The 17,334-nt window shown below is 41.0% G+C and carries 13 protein-coding genes; 4 read left to right on the plus strand and 9 right to left on the minus strand.

All coding sequences use genetic code 11. The features are described 5' to 3' along the window. Positions 1 to 37: 37 nt before the first annotated feature. Entirely contained in the window at positions 38 to 1,405 is a 1,368-nt protein-coding gene (locus QNI22_RS06535) for a carbohydrate-binding domain-containing protein (protein WP_314509823.1), read from the plus strand. A 108-nt stretch (positions 1,406 to 1,513) separates the two neighbouring features. On the opposite strand, the gene QNI22_RS06540 is transcribed toward QNI22_RS06535, so the two are convergent. Continuing rightward, positions 1,514 to 2,095 (minus strand): hypothetical protein, encoded by a 582-nt coding sequence (locus tag QNI22_RS06540; protein ID WP_314509824.1) that lies wholly within the window; start codon positions 2,093 to 2,095, stop codon positions 1,514 to 1,516. A gap of 61 nt (positions 2,096 to 2,156) precedes the next feature. After that, entirely contained in the window at positions 2,157 to 3,287 is a 1,131-nt protein-coding gene (locus QNI22_RS06545) for a glycoside hydrolase family 130 protein (protein WP_314509825.1), read from the minus strand. A gap of 361 nt (positions 3,288 to 3,648) precedes the next feature. Between QNI22_RS06545 and QNI22_RS06550 the strand changes: the two genes are divergently transcribed. Continuing rightward, positions 3,649 to 3,996, plus strand: a complete 348-nt coding sequence (locus tag QNI22_RS06550) for a DUF4180 domain-containing protein (RefSeq protein WP_314509826.1) — start codon at positions 3,649 to 3,651, stop codon at positions 3,994 to 3,996. Positions 3,997 to 4,009: 13 nt separating this feature from the next. Here the strand turns inward: QNI22_RS06550 and QNI22_RS06555 are convergent, their stop codons facing one another. Then, the gene (locus QNI22_RS06555) at positions 4,010 to 4,723 is read right to left on the minus strand and encodes a hypothetical protein (protein WP_314509827.1); all 714 of its coding nucleotides are present in this window, start codon (positions 4,721 to 4,723) and stop codon (positions 4,010 to 4,012) included. A 583-nt stretch (positions 4,724 to 5,306) separates the two neighbouring features. Here QNI22_RS06555 and QNI22_RS06560 point away from each other — a divergent pair. Continuing rightward, entirely contained in the window at positions 5,307 to 6,929 is a 1,623-nt protein-coding gene (locus tag QNI22_RS06560) for a GAF domain-containing protein (protein WP_314509828.1), read from the plus strand. A 70-nt stretch (positions 6,930 to 6,999) separates the two neighbouring features. On the opposite strand, the gene dinB is transcribed toward QNI22_RS06560, so the two are convergent. Then, complete coding sequence (dinB, locus tag QNI22_RS06565; RefSeq protein WP_314509829.1) at positions 7,000 to 8,082, minus strand: DNA polymerase IV; 1,083 nt, start codon at positions 8,080 to 8,082, stop codon at positions 7,000 to 7,002. A 580-nt stretch (positions 8,083 to 8,662) separates the two neighbouring features. Between dinB and QNI22_RS06570 the strand changes: the two genes are divergently transcribed. Then, positions 8,663 to 10,204, plus strand: coding sequence for a tetratricopeptide repeat protein (locus tag QNI22_RS06570; RefSeq protein ID WP_314509830.1), 1,542 nt, complete (start codon positions 8,663 to 8,665; stop codon positions 10,202 to 10,204). Positions 10,205 to 11,265: 1,061 nt separating this feature from the next. Here QNI22_RS06570 and QNI22_RS06575 read toward each other — a convergent pair. The 5 genes from QNI22_RS06575 to QNI22_RS06595 form a co-directional block, all read right to left on the minus strand. Further along, complete coding sequence (locus tag QNI22_RS06575) at positions 11,266 to 11,787, minus strand: hypothetical protein (protein WP_314509831.1); 522 nt, start codon at positions 11,785 to 11,787, stop codon at positions 11,266 to 11,268. Between the two features lie 9 nt (positions 11,788 to 11,796). Then, positions 11,797 to 12,798 (minus strand): RHS repeat domain-containing protein, encoded by a 1,002-nt coding sequence (locus QNI22_RS06580; RefSeq protein WP_314509832.1) that lies wholly within the window; start codon positions 12,796 to 12,798, stop codon positions 11,797 to 11,799. Between the two features lie 211 nt (positions 12,799 to 13,009). Continuing rightward, positions 13,010 to 13,636, minus strand: a complete 627-nt coding sequence (locus tag QNI22_RS06585; RefSeq protein WP_314509833.1) for a hypothetical protein — start codon at positions 13,634 to 13,636, stop codon at positions 13,010 to 13,012. Positions 13,637 to 13,711: 75 nt separating this feature from the next. Further along, complete coding sequence (locus QNI22_RS06590; RefSeq protein ID WP_314509834.1) at positions 13,712 to 14,452, minus strand: SDR family oxidoreductase; 741 nt, start codon at positions 14,450 to 14,452, stop codon at positions 13,712 to 13,714. Between the two features lie 242 nt (positions 14,453 to 14,694). Continuing rightward, positions 14,695 to 17,331: a sigma-54-dependent Fis family transcriptional regulator gene (locus tag QNI22_RS06595; protein WP_314509835.1), complete on the minus strand. Its 2,637-nt coding sequence runs from the start codon at positions 17,329 to 17,331 to the stop codon at positions 14,695 to 14,697. Between the last annotated feature and the right edge of the window lie 3 nt (positions 17,332 to 17,334).

Here is a 17,334-nt window from a genome sequence, read left to right on the forward strand (position 1 = left end):
CATGCGTTCAATTATCATAACAAACATATATTTTGCGATGATAAAAGTAAAAAATTCATTACTAGCCTTAGCATTCACATTCTTCACATTGGTATCCTGTTCAGACAAAGAAACCGATCCAACTCCCGGAACTACAACTGATACCGACTCGGATACCGAACTAACAGCCCAAACCAATACAGAAGAAGCAGATGATTATATCTTTGACACAGACATCACCTACATTACATTGAATAGCACATCTGTTGCTGTGACAGGAGAGGGTGTAACTGTAGAAAACACAACTGCAACCATTACAGCAGCAGGCACCTATAGTGTAAGTGGTACATTGACAGATGGACAAGTGGTTGTCAACACAGACACATCCAGCAAGGTCAAAATCATATTAAACGGAGCATATATAACCAGTACATCTACGGCTCCTCTATATGTAAAAAGTGCAGCTAAAGCTATCATATATCTCACACCTTCTACCCAGAATACCCTTACAGACGGAAGCGCCAGCGAATTGGATGGAACACTGTATAGCGCAGCCAGGCTTTCTATATTTGGAACGGGTTCTCTTACTGTAACAGGCAATGCGGATGGAGGAATTGTAAGTGAAGGTGGAATGATTATCAAAGATGGCACTTATGCTGTCACTGCTGCAGAATCTACCCTGAAAAGTGACAAGAACCTGATTATTGATGGCGGGACATTTACCCTGACAGCTGGAAATGATGGGATACATGGTGAAGAGTCGCTGACATTTAATGGAGGCAATATTGTCATCACACAATCTGAGGAAGGTATAGAAAGTGCTGAAATTACAATTAATGAGGGTACAAGCATTCAGCTAACTTCTACCGATGACGGAGTAAATGCCTCTTCAGGCAATGATACTTCCGAAAACCATTTTTATATGCATGGAGGCTATCTGTATGTGAATGCGTCAGGAGATGGTATTGATTCCAATGGGTACATTGAGATCACAGGTGGAGTTATTGTTGTCAATGGTCCTACACAGGATAGCAATGGAGCAATTGACTATGATCGTACATTCACCATTTCAGGAGGGCTACTGGTAGCTGCAGGAAGTACAGGTATGGCACAAGCACCTAGTCAGTCCTCTACTCAAAACTCTGTAAAGATTAATTTCAGTTCTTCGAAACAAGCCAATCAGTTGATCCACATACAAGATGCTACTGGCAATGAAATTATAACATTCAGTCCTGCCAAGACATTTCAATCTGTTGTGGTATCATCTCCCTCTCTGATTCAGGGCACAACCTATTCTGTATATCTGGGTGGAAGTTCAACAGGAACAGCTACTAATGGACTCTATGAGGGCGGAGATTATACTGCCGGAACGCTGAGTACAAGCTTTACTGTTTCGAGTAGTGCAACCACAGCAACAGGGAGCTAAATACAGACAGGATTCGTCCTTAAATTGTGGTTAGGAGTTTTAAAGCTAGCCACTACACTTTTGCAAAAGAGTGTAGTGGCTAGTTTCAGTTTCAGAGAATGATTTAACTTATGGTTGACATTGGTCAATATAGAAAGCTTTGACCCTTAGCTCTGCGAAGGATTCTTGAGGAGGGTTTGACAGAAAGGCAAAGTTAAATTTAGCGACATCTGACAAATCCAGTGTGGTTTTGCCACCCTTAAATTCTGAGAAATAGATTGTTCGGGTTGTTGGCTTTTTACTAGCAGGCAGAACCACATGATTCTGTACTCCTCCATGCACCCCTGTCTGTCGTAGTTGTAATACTACTTCCTGATTGGCCTGATAAGTTACCCGAATAAATTTACTTTTGCTAAGATCTACTTTTCGGGCTTCTTCGCCAGGCAATGTCTTTGGATCAATAGGAAAAGATACTTCGCCATATCCCTTTACATTAAATTTCACATGCGCAACTACCTTTCCTTTATCTTTTACCAATCCATCCTGAGTGTTCAGAGGAGCCAACTGTTCTGTTTTCTCATCGTGACCGGTAATCCATTGAGAAAATCCATTGAGGGATAAAGGTGACTGAGTTTGTGCACTAACAGAAACAGAACAAGTATAAATTGCTATAGTAATGCCTGTAAAGAAGAATTTTGTATGTCTGAACATTAAGGAGAAAAGTGGATAGCTTCATACAAATATACTAGATATCCACTTTTCCCCATATTGATTACTCTTTTACTGCTACAGCGATTTTCGAATCCGCAGTGCCATAATACAGAAACCATTTATTCCTGAAAAATACCAGTCCTTCCACAAACGTTACTTTATTGACCTGTCCTACCAGTTCATAGTCTTTCTCTGGTTTGATAAATGGTTGATCTAGACGGGCAATTATCTTTGCCGGATCGTTTTTATCCAAAAGCACCTGTCCCCCGGCATACATCTCCACTCCTTCTTGCGGTTTAGGTCTAAATGCAGCACCATTGTAAATAAGCAATATTCCTTTATCTGTCAGCATAGCGGCTGGTCCTGGCTCAACTAAACCGTTATCAAAAAGCTTTGTATCAGAACGTTTTGCAACTACAGCCTTAGGCTCTCCCTTTTCATCTGCGACAAAAGTCCAGTCTGTTAGGTTATCAGAGTGGGCCAGTAATCCATTCTCACCCCAGTACATCCAGTACTTGCCATTAATCTTTGTAGCCACCATTCGACTATCCTGTTGTTTACAAACAATCGAACCTGACTTTGACCACATGTCTTTGTAGTTTGGCTCTTTGAAAGCTAATCCATGTTTTTTCCATTTCTTCAAATCTTTTGAACTTGCCACACACAGGCGTGCAGTCTTTCCATCATATGCAGTATAAGTCATGTAATATGTCCCTGTTGAATCTTCCACAACACGTGGGTCTTCACATCCACCCATCCACTCGTATTGTTTCATGGCATCATTGTCTGGATAGAAAACAGGTTGTGACAGTCGTGTAAAATGGATACCATCACTGCTTTCAGCTAATCCCAGGCGCGAAGTACCTTTCACCACTTTCACTGTATCTTCTGCCCGATAAATCATATATACCTTTCCATCTCTCACTACAGCTGTAGGATTATATACATCATGCTCTTCCCACTGGATATCTTTTTTCCAGATTGGACAATGAAAAATAGTACCAGACTTCGGCAACAGAATCGGATTAGCAGAATCTACTTTCTGAAAAGGCAGTAAAGCCCAATCGACAGAAGCAGTCTCTGCTTGAGATGTATCAGAAGTGGAATGGTTAGTTTGTTGTTTTTCTGAAGACTGGCAACCTGTCATTACAACGACAGCACACACCATAAGAAAGAGACTTGATCGGTTCATAAGGGATATGTGAATTGACACAAAATAGGATTTATACAAAAGTAATTTGTACAATGACAATCCAAAATGATAAGGCCAAAAAGAAATAATCTATCACTCTTTTATCTACTCCATTTAAAGACAAGCTATAGTCTCTTTATTTCTCTTTCAAAATATAGATGTATAAAGGAAAAATGTGGTGTGATGTTATTACTGCTTATTAGTTGGCGTGGAGAGCCTAATCGAAAAATATAGGATCATTTCGATCTATTCTCCAAGATCCCAGCTAAATAATCATTAAGTGCTTCCACTCATTTAATAACTAGTAAAGAAAAAATTCTCATTTTTGCGATAAGAAATCTACCGTTCTTTACTTATCCTCATGAATATAAAAATCCACCAGATCAATGGTACTTCTATTGCAGAAGTCATCTCTGAAGTCCTGATAATTACCAGTTTACAGGATGCACTGGATCTGATTGGTAATTGTTCTTATCAGGGAGCAGAAAAGATTATTGTATATAAACAGAATATCACACCAGACTTTTTTGATCTGAAAACCAAGCTGGCAGGTGAGGTTCTGCAGAAATTCTCAAATTATCGTATGCAATTGGCTATCGTAGGTAATTTTTCTCAGTATTCCAGCAATAGTTTGCAAAGCTTCATATACGAAAGCAATAAAGGATCTCTGGTAAAGTTTGTTTCCACACTGGAAGAAGCTTTATCCTGAATGTATTCTGCTATTAATAAGAATCTAGCAGATAAAGGCTTGTGTTTGACTCTGCAACAACAGCTCGCAGAGTGATCAGATCAAATACCCTCCAAGCAGTAGAAAAATAGTCAGTACTCCATTTGCCTGTATAGGATTCACCCAACTCCTGGCGCTGTTGCAACTGCTCTTTATATATCTTCTGAGCCTGTTCATAGTGGCCAGAATGAATCAAAAACAATTCATCTATTTGTTTGGTAAGCTTTTTCAGTTCCTCGTCTTCTCCCATTCCTTCGTTAACAAAGAAATATCCTAGAAGAATAATCATCCACTCTATAAAATTTACTAACTCTTTAGAGGTAAAAAGATAATCCGGAGGAGATGATCTTTCTGGCAATTGGTCAAAATATTCATTCAACTGCTCAATTATCACATTGCAATAATAGGTAATACCTTCCCACCATATTTCTTCAAGACCCAATTGGGCAAGCAATAGTAATACCTCATCATAGTTCGCATCACCATATACATTCCAAAGCCATGTTGTCAGTTGAGACAGTTCGCTTCCCGTAAGTGAGTCAGGGGTTTGGGCAGTCTTTTGAGTTATTGTTTCATATGATACATCATTTTCTCTGGAAAGCCAGTTTTTAAACGATTGTTCAGAATCATCCAGTCGTTTAATCTCAAGAGACAACTGCTCCTGAAGCTGAATAGTATTTAATTTATAAAGGTATAGATGTCTTCCCATTACAAACCAAAACATTTATATAAATACAAGTGCAAGATATCTGAAAAACAGATCAGAGTTTAGTCAAAACCAATCAATAATCTTATTTAGGCAGAAAACACATTTGTTATTTTTTTCAGAAATGTAATTTTTAACCTATCTGTGATATTCCATCTCAGATCACACATTCTTTGTTACTGTCAAATCAGTTGTTTCTACCCTTTTTATACCTTTTTTATAACTTTAAAGAGACAGTTATGCCCAAAATTTACTGAATAGATCTGAATATTACATAACTACTGAATAGCTGGCTATTATAGTTTTACGAGTTTCAAAGTATATCTAATTTGCACCCGAAAGATTCAGATTAGCAGTATTGTATCCTTACAAACACAAGGTAGAAAAGTAATTGTGCTGCAGGCGTGTACATTCTGTAAAATGAATACCACCCTTGAAAATAATCTGATAAGTAGCTATAAATATTTTTTGTATAGCCAATCTCATGATTACGCTTTTGCCTCGGAAATTCTCTTCTGTTTTGGAAAGAATGCGACTGATAACTATTCAGGTACTTATGTATTGTATTGTTTAGATGGTATCTTATATGACGTTAAAAACCTTTGTACGCCAGAATGGCATTGTCCTATCAGCAGCCCTTGTTGGGATTCTGATTATACTATCCGCAGTAACGGTCTTTTATAACCGATATATAATGTCTACTACGACTTATGCTCAGAAACTGTCTGAAGCGATTTTATCGCATTCTATGGAAGTTCAGAACCAGGGTCTGGTAAACTATGACAAAAACCTTCGTGGATTTGGCATTACAAAGGACGATGGCTTTATAGGCCATATTGGCTATAATGTCAGTGCTTCACAACGTGTAGCCGATACACTGGCCAAAATTATTACAGAACAGAAAGCGCTTATGCCTGAATCTACGGTTAAGCTGGACTCATTTCTAACTTCTCTGGCAGAAGTAAAGGGTGTTTTGAAAAATTACCACCAGTTTGGCCAGGGTATGATTGAGATGCTAAAAGTAGACAGTACAGAGGACTTTAAACGTGCATTGGCTGAAGACAGAGGGTCACGTACATGGGGCGCATGGAATAGCCTGCACGTACGACTGGAAACATTTGAACACGCAGTTGCACAAAAAGCGCAAATGGACTATGATACAGCTGTTAGCCGTAATGCCTGGATACAGGTATTACTCCTTATTATGGGATTACCCACTCTCTACTGGATTATCAATATTCTTAAGAAACAAAGTAAAGATCAGCAAGCCTTACTCAAAGAACTTCAGGAGACCAATCAACAATATCTGTTTCATCCAGGTCATGAACATAGCCGGAATGTGATAGAAGAATCTATGGAAAATCTGAAAAAGGCAGCTGTGTTTATAAAGAAAATTACAGAAGAAGAGGAAGCACACTGGGAAGGATTAAATGACTCTAATCAGGCGTTAAACCAAAATAACCTGGTAGGCGAACTACAGAAAATGCAGAAACGCATGAAGGAAGTGAAAAAAGAAGATACGCAACGTAACTGGACCAATGAAGGTCTAAACTTTATGGGTGAACTGTTACGTAAAGAAACTGATCTGGATACACTGACAAATGCCATCATCTCAGAACTGGTTAAATACATTGGCGCTAATCAGGGTGGTTTATTTTTGCTGGCAGGCGATGATGACAAACCATATCTGGAGCTTAAGGCAGCCTATGCTTATAACCGGAAAAAATACCTTTACAGAGAGGTTGCTATCGGAGAAGGGCTTGTAGGACAGGCAGTACTTGAAAAAGACTATATATACCTGACAGATATTCCTCAGGATTACCTTAAGATTACTTCCGGATTGGGTATGGCTAACCCTACCTGCCTGCTTATCATGCCTATGAAGGTAAATGACAATGTACAGGGTGTAATCGAGCTTGCCTCTTTTGAGAAACTGGAAAGTTATAAGATTGCATTTATCGAAAAACTAGCCCAGCAGATGGCATCGACAATTGTTTCTGTCAGAACCAATGAACGGACACGGCAATTACTGGACGATAGTCAGCAACAGGCAGAGGAAATGAAGTCACAGGAAGAAGAAATGCGTCAGAATATGGAAGAGCTGGCTGCTACCCAGGAAGAAATGTTCCGGAAAGAACAGGAGTATCTAAACCAGATTCAGGAATTACAGGATGCACTGCGTTCACTACAGGAAAGAGAAACTGCTTAGCTTATAAATTATTCAGATCTTACCAAGGCCTACAAATGTAGGCCTTTTTTTTGATCGTATTAAGCAACCATCATGAAAACAGCCAGAGCTGGCCTGATTTATCGGCTTGTAACGGATCAGAAGAAACGTCTTCGAAGTTGGAGATGGAGATTCCTAACAATCGTATAGGTTTGGATTCAGGCTCTGTCTTTTCCAAGAGTTGCAGAGCAATTGTATAAATGGTTGAGACATCGACAAGAGGTATAGCAAAAGACTGGCTCCGGGTGATCTGAGAGAAGTCGTTGTATTTAATTTTTAAGGTCAGGGTTCTTCCTTTGGCATTGCTTCGTTGCAGACGTTCTATCAGCTTCTGACTGATAGTATACAATTCAGCATCCATCTGTGCTAGCTGGGTCAGATCCTCAGGAAAGGTATCTTCTACACCCAATGATTTTCGTTCACGAAACGGCTGTACAGGCCTTTCATCAATGCCACGTACAATTCTGTAGTAGAATGAACCCATCTTACCAAAGATTCGGATTAACTCAACTTCAGATAACCTTTTCAGATCAGCACCTGTGTGTAAATGCATACTCTTCATTTTACGGGCAGTCACTTCTCCTACCCCAAAAAACTTCTCCACAGGCAGCTTCTCCATAAAAGTTTCAATCTTGGAAGGGCCAATAAAAGTAATCCCATTGGGTTTTTGCATACCTGAAGCAATCTTAGCCACAAATTTATTTACGGAAACCCCAGCTGAGGCTGTAAGATGAAGCTCACTAAAAATAAATGCTCGAATCTGTTCCGCAATTTCCATAGCAGAGCCTATCTGCAACTTATCAGTAGTCACATCCAGATACGCTTCATCCAGTGAGAGAGGCTCAATCAGGTCTGTATAACGCCTGAAAATTTCCCGTATTTCCAAGGAAATAGCTTTATAAACATCAAACCGCGGGTATACAAAGATGGCATGCGGACATAACTGACGAGCTTTTCCAGCAGACATAGCAGAGTGTACTCCATATCGACGTGCCTCATAACTGGCTGTAGCCACAACACCTCTCCCTTCCGGTGAACCACCTACAATTACCGGCCTGCCACGATACTGCGGAAAGTCCCGTTGCTCAACAGAGGCATAGAAAGCATCCATATCTATATGTATAATCTTCCGCATATCAGCAGGTTAATGCATACTAGTGTTCTTCTGTCAATTAAAAAAATACTTACTCACAAAAATAGCGAATAAACCTCGCGTTCTAACAGCATTCTTTATTCTTTACTATCAAGTTCTTAGTATTTCTCCTGCTGTTTTCTATCACTGGGCTAAAACTTTATAAATTAATAGATATTGTATAAAAAATAAAACGAAGCTTTATTCGCCGTTTTGTAAAATCTCATTCTGGCACAATAGAAAGGTACTATAAAGGTATGTTGTCTGATACATACCATTTTCAGAAATCACCTCTGACTTTTGTATGTAATAATTTATACTAAAGTTATGTGAAGCCGTTAAAAAAGAGGCTGCTATCTCAACCACAAACAGATTATCTATTAAGAAGTTCTCTGTAATAAAATATATCTTTTTATCTATATAGTTCACCTTTATATTCGCATATTGTATTAGTGTAAACATTGATTTTCAGCAGGCTATAGTCTAACTACAGAAATTCTACCAAAAAGCAAATTACAACATTCTGGTTACTAAAGATAGTACAATCTTACTGAGGTGAGTGACCATACCCATACCCACATCAATGAAGCATTTCTACCTTCTATTTATATTCATCTATCTGTCAGGATATGCCCAGATACTATCACAGGATAGTTTGAAACAGGAATTTCTCCATACAAAAGCCCATCAATACGAAACCTTTTTTGAAACGTTGGATGCACGCCTCACTCAACTTCCGATGAAAGAGGCATTGTCAATTGTACGTATCCTACAAAATGCTGGCAATTCGGATAATCCGGAAAAACTACAACATTATATCACTCAATCGTTGTTTCGTATTCATTATCAACAAAAAAACTATCTCCTGGCAGATAGTCTGCTGCAAAAAGATCTGATCCATACAAAAAAATACCATCTTATATCCGAACACGCAGAAACACTCCTAAACCTGGGAATGGTTTATAATACGCTCTATAAATATTCAGAGGCAACCCAATACATGCAACAAGCCTATCATCAGTTCTCTAGCCAGAATAAAAAAGCAAGAGCTGCTACAGCTCTGTATGAGTTAGGCAACCTGTGTCTCAAAATGCCAGAGCGAGATTGTGAAGAATATTTTCAGAAAGCACTGGCGTTGGGAGGTGATTCATTAAAGAGAGTATATCACATCAGCAGTCTCAATACACTCGGATTAATCCAGAGTGGTAATAAAAGATATTCTCAATCACTTTCTTATTATCAGAAGGCCCTTGATCTAGCCGCTGCTACACATGATTCGGCCTGGATGGGTATAGTAAGAGGGAACATAGGGTTTGTATTACTTCAGACAGGCAGAGAGGATGAAGCCTTAGCTTATCTGCTGGAAGATATGGAGAGTGGTCTACAGCATAACGAGCTTTTATCAGCTGCTGCTGCTGCTGTGTCTATCAGTAAAATCTATCGGGACAAGAATCAACCAGACCTGGCAAAGAAATACTTGCTTCAGGGTATCGAACTTACCCAAAAAGTTGGCTTTCTGCCCGTACTCAAGCCTATGTATAAGGAACTGGCCTCTATCTATGAACAGGAAAAGCAGTATACAGAGGCTATAAAATACCTTCATCTGCAAATTCAGTTAAACGATTCGCTAGCCAAAAAGAGAAGAGAAATAGATGTTATCAAGATGCAATCCTCCTTTGATCTGCAGAAAAAAGAGAATGAAGTAAAAAACCTGACAGAAGAAAATGCACGACAGAAGCATCTTACAGTAATTGTCATCACCGGACTTACATTATGCCTTCTGCTGGTCATTTTAACATTACGAATCCGACAGAAAATCAAAATAAACCAACTACTGATCAGACAAAAAACAGATCTGGAAAACGAAGTTACTAATCGTACGCATACCTTACTGGAATATAATCACCAGCTTAAAGAGTTTTCCTTTATGACAGCTCATAACCTGCGCCGGCCTGTAGCTATGATATTGGGTTTGGGTCAGGTACTTCGATTACCAGATAATAAACCAGATGAAGAAAGGCTATATATCGAAAAGCTTATAGATACAACAAATGAACTGGATCTTGTACTAAAACAGATGAATGGCCTTCTCGAAAAGAAACAAGACTCAGTGATTGACAACTAATCTATTCATGTGGCTTTTGCCTGAAGTATTTCCTATCTGCTATCCCAAAAACAAAAATTCTCCGAGGGAGACCTTCGGAGAATTTCAGTAACAAACCACTTACAACCTAAATTCGTATTTTTATATTTGTATCAGACTTTATGTCTGAGGATATATCTGCTTGACTTACAATAAATACAAAGATACTACATTCACACCTCCTTTGTAAAGTCATAATTTACTCATTACCATACACATATGCTTTCCTGTCAGATTTTTGAAACAAAAACATTTTATACCTTAAAATACTGATAAATAAGCAGATATATACTTTTTTTGAACAAAAGAGAATAGTCGAAATTCAAAAAAGACTGCATCGTACTGCATTCTGACAACATATCTTACATTCCCAATTTTATATTGCTATGCTTTTACACTTTGTAACAGGTCACCTTCGCTAAAAAATCCAATCGGCAAAACTTGCATAAAGAACTGATTGTCTTACAAGTAGTAGCAGGTCTCATTATGTTTTTTCCAACAAACAGTCAATTAGTTTTCTTCAACTGATCAATCATCTTACTATTATCAAAAATAAAAGACAGGTTCGCTGCAAAGATCTTTTTGTCAGATTGAATGAGCTAGGAGATTAATATAAAAAGAAGACAGATTTTTTTATTAGAATTAGATACTTGATCGCTAATTTTTTATCCTATAAATACTATGTTTATCCATATTAAATTTATAAACATTAATTTTTTATCGAATAATCATAAGCAAACAGTTTTTATAAATTAAATGGAAGACCTTATCTCTGAAATATGTTAATTTTTAGTCTGACAGCAAATATAGAATGACAGTGTCGAAAATCGGTATACCGATTTTCGACACTGTCATTCTCAAATAATTCTACACTAAGTGGAACATTTTATTAAGCTCCAAAATCTTCTTTTAAACTTTTTGATTACCTAATATCCTCTTTATAACTTTTTGGATAGATCAAATCATAAATATCTCTTTGAGCCTTTAGATAACTAATGATACGTGTAACAATACCATCCATTATACTATAAACTACGTTACAATCATTGATTACCGAATGTAAACAAATCGCCTCCTTTTTCAGTACATCGAACAAATATTTGATTAGGAATACTATCTCTAAAGCTTATACTTGTTGTTAAGTTACAATCTTCTCTACTATCAAAAATTAGTTTATCTCTTTCAATACGAGTAGGTCCATCTGTAGCTCCTCCTACATAATAAAAGCCAAGTTTTTCTTGATTGCTATTGTAAATAGTAACAACGCAAGACCCATGTTGTGTAAGTTCCGATGAACCACTAAAATGGATCTCTTTTAAGAATCTAAGGCTATCTCCATTTATAGTTTGTATACTGCCAAGATAAGTGATAATATAATCGTCCACGCTTTCATTTTTGGGGCTTCTAGCTTTGAAAGTATAGTCTATGCCTATCTTATTTTCTTGTAAAACTAATTTTTCAATTCTCTCATCATATTCTTCTTTGCTCTTCTTAGCAGAAGAATTGCAACCCATAAAGAAATAATAAGACACAATAATGATAAATAATAAAGCTTTTCTATTCATAACATTATATTATTTTCCTGATTGATAATTTTCAGGCTTTGGAGCTATAGCCTCGTTATACATTGTTGTAATATATTTTTGATACTCTTTTACACCTCCTCCATTATAATTACCAGCAGCTTGAAGCCAACCTTTGAAGTCATATGTAGTAGTTGTAATTCCATTCTTGTTATCATATTTTACATCAATACCTTTTCTAAAACCTTTCCCTACAAGTATGCGTATACCATAATATAAAGAATTTGTCTCATTCAATTCTGTATCTCTTTTTAGGCCCATTGGTTCTTTTTGCTTATATGTTTTCTCCCAATCACCAGGATTATTTGCAGTTAATATATCATGTCTTGTTGTTCCAGCATGTGATTCCTGAATTGCCATTGCTTTGACAAGAGTTGGATCTAAATCTGGTAGTTTTCGAAGTTCATCAGAAGGAATAGCATTTCCACCTTCAGTAAAGACATTATCCAATCGTCCAGAATTTTTTGCTTGATTAAAATATCCTGTTCTTGCGGCAATTAAGTAATCATTTTCCTGATACTCTGGTGCTGTTGTAGATTCATTGGTTTGGGTTCTTTCTGTTATAAGCTTAGGCATAGGAACTTCTTTCCAGCCCTTGTTACCCATTTTGGGGTCCTGTACATCATCATGAACTTGAATATATGTTTTGAATTCAGTATTACTTTTGATTCTATGAACCTCTTCTCCATTTTTATTGAAATAAACAATATCTTCAGGTCCCATGCCATCAGGATCAATAAAGCGTAAGGGATTATCAAAAGCATAATTGTAAGGGGAGTGTCTACGCATTAGATCTGCCAATGGATCAACAACATACCACCTACCTAATTGCGCATCATACATCCTAGCCCCATAATCCATCCAGTTCAATCCAAACTCTTCCTGTTTCTCTTTTCCATTGTACTGAAACTTGTCATTAGGAATGCCCTGCGTCTCAATACCAGCCAGATTTAATCCCCATGGATTCCCGCTGAAAAGCGGGATAAACTCCATGACTCTCCTGTACTATAGTCCCTTCAACTATGAGCCCTTCAACGGTTTGCCGACATATTTCGGGTTGAACTATTCTTAATTTCACAAAAAGGAGTGAATAAATGAACTGTATGATCTGATAGATAGTATCAATCATCTGGTTTATCTCCAGGTGCAACTTTACTTCCAAGCCCAACTGGCAATGAGAACCCGCTGGGACTTGAGCTTTGTCTCAAATCAAAGACCGAATGAATTGCTCATACGGCTGAGGTATGTCAAGCCAGCTGAAATTGCCGGTAAAGGCCAGTATGATCATCATGGCAGCCACCATCCCGACGGTTGCCATTCCGATGGCTGCTCCTGCTGATCCTGTCTTTAAATAGTGAATCACAGAAACGTGTAAACTGATCGAAGCGACAGCCAAAAAATAATAAGGTATGAAAATGAACGTCGCAGGATAGTAGTTCAACCCCGCCGCCGCAAAATAAAAGTTCGTGTCCAGATGCTCGATGTACCTGCCTGAAAGAACCGCACCTACGTGGGCGATGAGAAAGAACGAAAGGTAAAGGCCTGAGTACACCTGAATTTTCTCAGCAATGGTCACAGCGTTTCTTTTGTAAATCAACCGGATGCCTGTGACGACCTGGAACAAAACGATCAGAAGCACAAACGTTTCGACGACCGGATGGCGGTAAACGAGCCGAAACCGGTCCATTACCTGAATATGCTTTTCGGGCCCGTCAAGTGCAAACAGGTGGTTTATCAGATGAAATGCAATGAAAACCGATAATATGACACCGCATAGGTAATGGAGCGATTTAATCAATCCCCTTTTACCGTTTTTGTTCTGGCTTTTCATTGAATAAGCGTTTGAGTTAAAGTTTTCATGATCTGCGGAATTTCAAGTGAATTGCCTGGGAACCAGCAAGCCGGACTAGCCATTGATCCAGTCGTCAAACCGGATTGTACCAGCATAAAACTCACCCTTTGGCACCAGAAGGGATTTGGGGATGGCAAAAAACATGTACTTGCTGTCATCGTTGGCTTTAATCGACTTTTCACCACCTTTGACAGACAGGTAACGGCTAACAAACTCGTTCATGGGCGCGCGGTCGGGTCCTGCAATTTCCACCGTGCCGTTTTTGGGCGCTTCCAATGCTAGCCGGGTAACCAATGCGGCTACGTCTTCGGCCGCGATGGGCTGGTAATCCACAGTGGAGACGTGTACATGCTGCTCATCGGATTGTACGGCAATCAAGGTCGTGATATGCTCATGGAACTGGGTGGCACGGATGATCGTGTACGGGATGCCCGACTGCTTGATAATATCCTCCTGCTCTTTCTTGGCGCGCAGATAGCCAATGTACAGAGCCAGGTCCGTCCCTACGATCGACAGCACCAGGTGATGTTTGATACCGGCCGCTTTTTCGGCGGCAACCAAATTATTGCCAGCCGTACGAAAGAATGCGATCGCCGTATCTTCCTCAGGAGAAGCCGAGTTAGACAGATCCACGACCACCTGGGCATTTTCCAGGGCGTCAGTAATGCCTTCACCCGTGAAGGCATTGATACCGGTGGAAGGAGAAGCTACGATTACCTCGTGTCCCAGCCGCCGCAGTTTTTCACTCACATTCGAGCCGATCAGCCCTGTGCCGCCAATGATTACAATTTTCATGGTTTGAAATGTTTACGTTTAAAATCGTATGGATGATTCTAAACATGCTATTTCAATGCCACTTACTCAAGCACCTCTCTTTCAGTCATTTAAACTAAAATCACATATTCCATTTTCACTTTATTTAGTGAAAACACGATAGGTATCACTGTATTTGGTGAGAGTTGCTAAGAACGGATCAAACGCTAGGTCGGACGGACCGCGGCTCAAGGCATGCAGCAAATGACTAGTGTAGTAATCGGTTAGTGCGTGTAGTAGTCGGCTTTTGAAATGCCGAGTTTACGGATTTTGGAATGCAACGTATTGCCCGGAATGCCCAGTATGCCGGCTGCCCCGCCAACACCGGAAATCTTCCCTCCGCACCGGCGCAGCACCTGAATAATGTGCATGCGCTCAACTTCTTCCAATGGTAGATCCGATTGGGTAAGCGGAGCATTGGTGGTCGGTGTCGTTGCTTGTGGCAGGAAAAACTCACCTATCATCGGATCTGTCGTCACTAGGACCGAGCGCTCAATCAGGTGTTCAAGCTCGCGGACATTGCCCGGCCATAAATAAGCCTGTAATTGCCGCAGTGCATTGGCTGAGAGCTTTACGGTTTTCCTGCCTGTGCTTTTGCTGAATTTGGACAGAAAGAACCCGGCAAGAGCTTCGATATCTTCGCGACGGTCACGAAGCGGCGGAAGCTTGATCGGAAATACATTCAAACGGTAGTACAAATCCAGACGGAAGCGGCCCGCCTTCACCTCCGCTTCCAGGTCGCGGTTGGTGGCGGCGATGATGCGGACATTAAGTTTGATTGTGTTTTTGCCACCGACGCGCTCCATTTCTTTTTCCTGCAGAACGCGCAATAGCTTTACCTGCGTTTCTGGCGGCATCTCCCCGACTTCATCGAGAAACAGCGTACTCTGGTTGGCAAGCTCAAACTTGCCGATGCGCCGCTCGACGGCTCCTGTGAATGCCCCCCGTTCGTGACCGAACAGTTCGCTTTCAATCAGGCCGGCCGGCATGGCCGCGCAGTTGACCTTGATCATCAGTTTTCCTTTCCTTTCAGATGCATTGTGAATGGCCTTTGCAATCAGCTCCTTGCCCGTACCCGTCTCGCCGAGCAGCAGCACGGTGGCATTGCTTTCAGCCACCAGTGAAATGAGCCGGTAGACCTGCTGCATGGCCTGACCGCTACCCACGATCTGGTCAAAATTCGTCCTGAGCTGCTGTTTGAGATAGGCGTTTTCTTCCTCGAGCTGTTTTTTCAAAAGCAGGATCTGCTCGTTGGCCAGCACATTGGAAACCGCTGTCGAAATCTGGGCGCAGATGGCTTGTAAAAGCGGCTCACTGATCTTTTCACCAAGCATCCAGACCATGCCCAGTTTCTGGTCCCCAAGTCTCAATGCGGATGCATAGACATTGGTAAGCCCGCGCTGCTTACGCTGGATGGAAAGTTTGAGGCATCTTGCTTCGGTGTTTTCATCGATCTCAAGCAGGATCGGCAGGTTGCTTTCAAAGACAAGCCGTACATGCTCTTCGTTGATAGACAACGAATAAAAATCCTCGTGATTGGCTATATCATCTTCCTGAAAAAACCGCTTGTCGAAAAGGTAAGGCCGTAGGGTCAACTGGTCTTCGGCAAGCAGGTACAAAACGGCAACCCGGGTTTGGAACAGGCCGTGAAGGACTCCTGAAATCACATCATCCAGCTCGGCTTTGGTCTTGACACCAGTCATCTGATTTGAAAACGTGAGCATGAGCTGCTGCTCGGACTGGCGACGGAGTATTTCTTCGTTGGCCATGATGTTGCCCATTGCGATGGCAATTTGCGAGCAGATGCCCTGTAGAATCGGAATATTGATCCGGTCAATGCTCAGCAAAAGCAAGCCCACATTCGTATCGCCATTGCGCAAGGCAATGCCGACCATTGTCTTGAAACCCATCTGTTCCCAAAGATCCAGGTACGAGATCCGGTAGCCCCTTTGCAGCTCCCGCTGCACGTCGAAAAGAAGCGGGATGTGACTGTCCATGATCCGGTTCTGGATGCCATCACCGATCGGAAACTTCTCAGCCAGCACCTGTTCGAGCAAATCCTTGTCAAAGCTGCAAGGGCCCGTATCGTGCAGGTAAGCGGACATGGTTATCCCGTCGGCGTTAATCTTCCGAATTACGTATCCGCCACCTGGATTGAGCTTACCAAATGCCTTCTTTACGACCAGAGCCAGGTCATCGCGGCTCCGCACCCCCGTCATGGCATTGCTGAAATCAAGCAGAAACGAATTTTCGCTCTCTTTTTGCAGAATTTGTTCGCTTCTGATGATATTGGAGATGGCAGCGGACAATTGCGGAGTGATCATCCGAACGATGTCTCTGAACTGCCGGGGGAATCCCTCTTCCCGATCCGTGTAAACATGGAGGAATCCGATCGGCTGATCCCCGGTCCGCAGCGTTGTCATCAGCACATGTCCGATGCCTTTTTCGAAGTTTACCTGTAGGAATGGCGGACTTTGCGCAGCATCGGCAAAACCGGCAAGGTTAAAATCGACCGGGCCATCAGCAGCCAGCACCGACTCTATCAACGGCTCGCCAAGCGGAAAACGCGCCTTGACTATCTTTCCATACCCGGAATGGTCTTCATACCCGGAATGGTCCTTACTGGCTGCCGGGTGTTGATTGGGCAGGAACGGCGAATACGTTTGATCCTTGCAGTCGATCAGGGTAATGATCGTGTGCGTAAAAGGCATTAACGGCTTGATCCGTTCGGAGAACAAAACGATCAGATCGCGTTTCTCATGTATGTTCGCAAGATCGTTGCCCAGATCAAGAAGCAGTTGCCATTCCCTTTCAGGATTCGCATGGGTAGTGCTTCGACCGGGGTTGGAAAACGGCTTCATCTG

It is taken from the genome of Xanthocytophaga agilis (assembly GCF_030068605.1).
Taxonomy (GTDB): Bacteria; Bacteroidota; Bacteroidia; order Cytophagales; family 172606-1; genus Xanthocytophaga; species Xanthocytophaga agilis.